Raw genomic sequence first — 6348 nt, forward strand, 5'->3', positions numbered from 1 at the left:
AGAAAAATAAGAACTACCATTGTTACAAATAAGGCGATTGTTCCTCTGGTGTAATTTTTCCTTAAATAAAATGTCCAAATCATCATAGTGCCGGTTACTGTCATACTTCCGGTAACTGCCAAACCATATGCGGTTGCGAGTTGATGTGATTCTTTAAAGATAAGCATTATAATTATTACAAATATTAGTAGAAACCAATTTACTGTACCTATATATATTTGAGACCTTAATTCTGATGAAGTATAGTCAACTTTAAACATTGGCATGATACGAGTTATGATACCTTGATATACTATAGAAAACATTCCACTGATCATAGCCTGAGATGCAATGATAGTAGCGATAATACTGAGAATCAGGAATGGTATATATAGGAATTCAGCCTGAGTAAATATCATCTCAAATAATATATTTTTTGCCTGTGGATGATTAATCAAAAAGGCTCCCTGTCCAAAATAATTCAATATAAGAGCAAAAAATACAATTGACCAAGCTTTTACAATGGGGCCTCTACCAAGATGTCCCATATCTGCATATAGCGCTTCACCACCAGTAGCACAAAGTATAACGTTAGATAATACCAAAAAAGATTCAAATTTGTGCATTAAAAGAAATTCAATGGCGTAATAGGGATTAATTGCTTTAAATACAGCAGGAAAAGTTATAATTGAAATTATACCTGATATAGCTAAAGCAGAAAACCAAATAACCATCAAAGGGCCAAAAGTGCCTGCAACTTTTTCTGTACCTTTACTTTGAAAGGAGAACAGTCCCATTGCAATTATTGCAGCTATAAAAATAACAATTCCCTGACTTATTTGTTCTAAACCAGGAATTAATCGCATACCTTCAACAGCACTAAGAATACTAATAGCAGGTGTTATTACCCCGTCTCCTATAAGTAAGGATATACCTATAAATGTAAAAATAGTAAAAAAAGCTACTTGTCTTGACGATTTTAATAAAGGAGTGAGAATATCTCTCAGAATAATATCTCCACCTTCACCCCTTTTGCTTAGACTTGTAGCAAGCCAAGCATACTGAACTGTAACAAGTAGGGCCATAGTCCAAAAAATCAGAGATAAAACCCCTATAATTTCACTAGGAGTAGGCCTTGTTACAAGAAGGAAAATAACGGTAAGTGTATATATAGGACTCGTTCCTATATCGCCAAAGACCAGACCTGTAGATTTTACTATTTGTTTGATATTTTCTTTATTCATAGCTTCCAATTAATAGATGTTAGATAAAGAATATCTTGAAACAAATTACATTTCAAGTCTAGTAATAACCCCATGGAGTTTATAGGGTGGAAGCTTGTAAAATTGGACAAATGATGGAGTGGCTTTTTTTATTAATGAGAATATAAACCAAATGGGATTGTTAGTCATTATATCCTCTACTCCATAAAATATGGCTAGTTCATTTATCCCTGCTTGATTTAGCATTAATTCTACATCAATTACTTCTAAATATCCTACTTGTATCTCGAAAATTCTTAAACCATCTGCTAATTTTTCTTTAAAGCCTCCACTTATTCCAAAAGGATTATCAAGTGTATTAATAGAGACAATTATATTATCCTCGTAAAGAATATTATTCACAAACATAGTGTTCGCAATATAGGGAGGGATTTTTTTTATATCTCTTGCAAAGAATAGGGCGCTTCCCTGAATTTTACATTTGCTTTCCCGTGCTTCTTTATATTTTCTGAGGAATTTATCTAAATCTATAGGCTTAAGCGATCTATAAAGTTTTCTTTGTCCAGATGTGTAGATTAATATTATGCATAGAGGAATGATAGCGATTATTATTGACCAATATCCGCCATGAGGAATTTTAGAGAAGTTCGCAATTAAAAATGCTATATCAACTATTGTTACGAGAATTGATAGAAGAGTTTTAAATTTTTTCTTCTGCATATGAAATATGCAGGTCATAATAATTCCTGTTAAGGTCATACTTCCTGTGACTGCAAGTCCGTATGCTGCAGCTAAGTTGCTGGATTCTTTAAATTCAGACATAATGACTATGACAAAGAAAAGTAAAAACCAGTTTACAGCTCCAATATATATTTGTGATCTTAATTCAGGAGAGGTGTAATCAATTTTAAACATAGGCATAATGCGAGTTGCGATTCCCTGATAAACAATAGAGAACATTGCACTGATCATTGCCTGAGAGGCTATTACAGTTGCGATAATGCTGAGTATTAAAAATGGAATATAAAGTGTATTTGACTGAGTAAATATCATTTCAAAAAGAATGTTTTTAGCTTGAGGGTGTTGTATAAGAAAAGCTCCTTGTCCAAAATAATTGAGTATTAGAGCTATAAATACTATATACCAGGAATTTGCAATAGGTTTTCTACCAAGGTGACCCATGTCAGCATATAAGGCTTCTCCGCCAGTAGCACAAAGTATAACACTTGATAGAATAATAAAACCCGCAATACCGTTATCTATGAAAAATTTTATACCATAATAAGGGATTATGGCTTTTAATATGCCTGGAGAATGCATCAACGAGATAATTCCTGAAATTGCCAATGCTAAAAACCATAATATCATTAGTGGGCCAAATGAACCGGCAACCCTCTCAGTGCCTTTTTTTTGAAACAAAAATAAGCTTATAGCTATAATTGCAGCTATGACTATGAGAAATTCCTGGTTTATTTGTTCTAAACCAGGAATTAATCTCATACCTTCAACAGCACTAAGAATACTAATCGCAGGTGTTATTACACCATCACCTATAAGTAAAGAAATACCTATAAATGTAAGTATTGAGACTAATGCAATTTGTTTGTTAGATTTTAATAGTGGAACCAGGATTTCTCTTAGAACAATGGTTCCTCCCTCCCCTTTTTTTCCAAGACTCATAGCTAGCCAGGCATATTCTATCGTAACAAGAATAGTCATAGTCCAAAAAATCAGGGATAAAATACCTGTAATATTAGCTGAAGTTGGTTTTATAAAAAGAAAAATAACTGTAAGTGTATAAATGGGACTTGTTCCAATATCTCCAAAAACTAGTCCGAGTGATTTTATCATCTTATTTATATTAGACTTTGCATTATCCACGAATTATTACCCTTAAAAACTAGAAAACAATAATCTGGTTTAATTTCTTACTCATTGCCTTAATACTAAGACTAATAAGAATTAAATCAATTAAATGTCAAGAAATGTAACAAGATTTAAAAAAAGTCCTAAAGTTTTTTAGAAACGTGCCGATAAATATAATAAGACCGAATTAGGTCATACCCCAATCTCCTCCCCAAGTCTTGTAGCCGCCGAAAAAGCGGCTTTTATTTTTTGTTCTTAAATTTAAGACAATGGTCAATTATTAACAGATAAAGGTGAATCTGTAATTCCGAGGGATCGAAGAGGGAATTTTTCCAAATAACAATTATAAGCAATAAGCCACATTGAAAAGATCGCCACGGGCTTTTAGCCCTCGCGATGACGTTACTCCTATTAAGGAACAAACAAAAAATTATTGCGTATTTTAAAACGCAAATCTGTCATTGCGAGCGAAGCGAAGCAATCCATTAAATAATGCTATAATTTGGATTGCCACGTCGGGCTTTCAGCCCTCCTCGCAATGACAATATCACTTTATGCGTAAGTATTTTTTGTTACCTCCTTAAGATGTTAAATATCAATAGACAAGTAGGGTATCTCATTAAGAGATAAAGCAAGTAGGGATTTATTTCAAAATACTATTTCCATTGCTATCTATAGCAACTATGACTGGGAAATCTTGTACTTTAAACTTGTAAATTGCTTCAGTTCCAAGCTCAGGATAAGCTACAATTTCAGATTCAATTATTCTTTGCCCTAACAAGGTAGCAGCACCACCTGTGGTTGCAAAATAAATCCCTTTGTTAGCACGAATTGATTCTGTAACTTCTTCTGATCTTCCGCCTTTTCCGATGGATCCAAATAATCCCTTCGCTATTAAAGTGGGAGTATATTTATCCATTCTGATTGATGTGGTTGGACCCGCTGGGCCTATTATTTCTCCATTAACGGGTGGGCAAGGACCAGTATAATATATGATTTTATCTTTTATATCTATAGGTAATTCTTCATTATTATTGATACATTCAAACAATTTTTTGTGAGCAGCATCTCTAGCTGTATAAATATAGCCATTTAAGAGAATCATATCTCCGGCTTTTAGATTTCTTAAACCATCTATATCATCTACATCTATTTTTGTTAAAGATTTTTCCTGATGTTCAAGATTTTTAAAGTTATATTCATAGTTGTTTTGATGGTATATAATCTCATCTTCTTTAATTTCGGCACGGGCATGCCTTGAAGCGTGACAATTAATATTAATTGCGACCGGTAAAGCTGCAATATGGGTTGGATAACTTTGCATATTAATTCCAAAGGCTGTTACATCTCCACCAAGCCCGTTGGCTCCAATTTTAAGATTATTTATTCCTTGTAAAATGTCCAATTCTAATTGCAGCATTTTTTTTCGATTAGAATCTTGTTCTGCATTTATTAGATATTCTAAATCCGTCTCTGTTTTCACAGGTTCTAGTAATGTTTTTTTAGCCAATACAGCTGCGTATTCCATAGTTCCACCAATACCGATTCCTAGCCTTACAGGTGGGCATGTGTTAGCTCCGGCACTTTTTAGTGTTTCAATAGCGAATTCAATAATCCCCTCTGCGCCAGCAGAAGGTTTTAACATTTGAACAGCACTCATATTCTCACAGCCGCAGCCTTTTATTGATACGGTTATTTTTATGGAATTTCCAGCTACCAGTGTCGGATAAATAATTGCTGGGGTGTTAGTATTTGTATTAATTCTTTCAAAAATAGGATCATCAACTATAGATTTTCTGAAGAAATTTTCATCATAAGCTTGTTCAACACCTTGATTTATTGCTTCTTCCAGGGTGTCACCTTCAATGAAAATATTTTGTCCGATTTCTATAAAAACAACAACAATCCCTGTATCCTGACATATTGGGCGTTGGATTGTAGTAGCAAGTTTAAGATTTTCCAGAATTTGCCATAAAGTATGCTTTGCTTTTAAAGATTTTTCTTTTAAATATGAATCAAAAAGAGCATTGTACACGTCTTTAGATATAAAGATATTTGCTTGTTTGCATAAATTGCTAACCGCTTCACTTATTTTTTTACTGCTTATTCTTGTTATAGTTTTTTCCATGATCTCTCAGCTACACATCCCTGAACACTACACGAAAATATCAAAATTTGATATTATTTATGGTATCATAATAATGAAAATACATATAATAAATGGTTAATATTATGGCAATACGTAAAGTAGTTCAATACGGTGATAAAGTTTTAAGGACACCTACAAAAGAAGTTCATAAAATATCTTCTAAAATTCAAAAGCTAATTGATGATTTAATGGATACTATGTACGCTCAAAATGGGGTTGGCCTTGCTGCACCTCAGGTTGGGGAAAGTTATAGAATATTTGTAATTGATACTTCAACTGGTGATGAGCCTTTAAATCCCATAGTATTTGTAAATCCTAAAATTATTAAAAAATCAGGTGCTACCCTAAGTTATGAAGGGTGTCTCAGTTTTCCTGAAGCTTATACTAATGTGAAGCGCTATGCTGAAGTAATAGTTAGAGCTAAAGATGAGAAAGGTAGACCATTTACAATTGAAGCAAAAGATGGTTCACTACTTGCTAGAGCTATACAGCATGAAATGGATCACCTTGACGGAATCCTATTTATTGACCATTCAATGAATAGATTTGAAACAAATCAAGAATTAGCTAATAAAGGTTTACCACCTGTTGATCCTGAATATCTTCTTGATGAAGCAGAATTAGAAGAGCTTCTTCAGAAATGTGCGGCAGCCAAAGGGGCAAATAAGGAGTAATAAAGGTTTTCTATGAAAATTATTTATTTAGGAACGCCTGAAATTGCTGTTCCTTCTTTAGAGTATTTTATTATGAAAGATGACGTAGAAGTTCAGGCAGTAATTACTCAGCCTGATAAACCAGCAGGGAGAGGACATAAGGTTGTGCCTCCTCCGGTTAAAATTATGGCTAAAACTAAAGCAATACCGGTTTTTCAGCCAAAACTTATTCGAAAAGATGAAGCATTAATAAATCATCTGAAAGAACTTAAACCAGATGCTTTTATAATGGTGGCATTTGGACAAATTTTAAGCAAAGAATTACTAGATATTCCAAGATTAGGTACAATTAATCTTCATTCTTCACTTTTACCAAAATATAGAGGCCCAAATCCGATTCAATGGGCAATAATTAATGGAGATAAAGTAACGGGTATAACCACGATGCTTTCAGATGTTGGGGTTGATACCGGGCCTA

4 protein-coding genes and 1 pseudogene (1 of these 5 running past the window's edge) are annotated in these 6348 nt (G+C 33.5%); 2 read left to right on the forward strand and 3 right to left on the reverse strand.

Annotated elements, in window-relative coordinates:
- The 3 genes from A2255_07280 to A2255_07290 all read right to left on the reverse strand — a co-directional run.
- Nucleotides 1-1223 (reverse strand): potassium transporter Kup (locus A2255_07280; protein OGI17543.1); only part of this gene is annotated, 1223 nt, incomplete at its 3' end.
- Nucleotides 1224-1268: 45 nt separating this feature from the next.
- Nucleotides 1269-3053, reverse strand: coding sequence for a potassium transporter Kup (locus A2255_07285; GenBank protein ID OGI17548.1), 1785 nt, complete (start codon nt 3051-3053; stop codon nt 1269-1271).
- Between the two features lie 658 nt (nt 3054-3711).
- The gene (locus A2255_07290) at nt 3712-5196 is read right to left on the reverse strand and encodes a hypothetical protein (GenBank protein ID OGI17544.1); all 1485 of its coding nucleotides are present in this window, start codon (nt 5194-5196) and stop codon (nt 3712-3714) included.
- A gap of 104 nt (nt 5197-5300) precedes the next feature.
- On the opposite strand from A2255_07290, the gene A2255_07295 reads away from it, so the two are divergent.
- Both A2255_07295 and A2255_07300 read left to right on the forward strand, forming a co-directional pair.
- The gene (locus A2255_07295) at nt 5301-5891 is read left to right on the forward strand and encodes a peptide deformylase (GenBank protein ID OGI17545.1); all 591 of its coding nucleotides are present in this window, start codon (nt 5301-5303) and stop codon (nt 5889-5891) included.
- A 12-nt stretch (nt 5892-5903) separates the two neighbouring features.
- Nucleotides 5904-6348, forward strand: a pseudogene (locus A2255_07300) (methionyl-tRNA formyltransferase); it runs 509 nt beyond the window's last position.

The sequence above is a fragment of the Candidatus Melainabacteria bacterium RIFOXYA2_FULL_32_9 genome, from assembly GCA_001784615.1.
In the GTDB taxonomy this organism is placed as follows: Bacteria; Cyanobacteriota; Vampirovibrionia; order Gastranaerophilales; family UBA9579; genus UBA9579.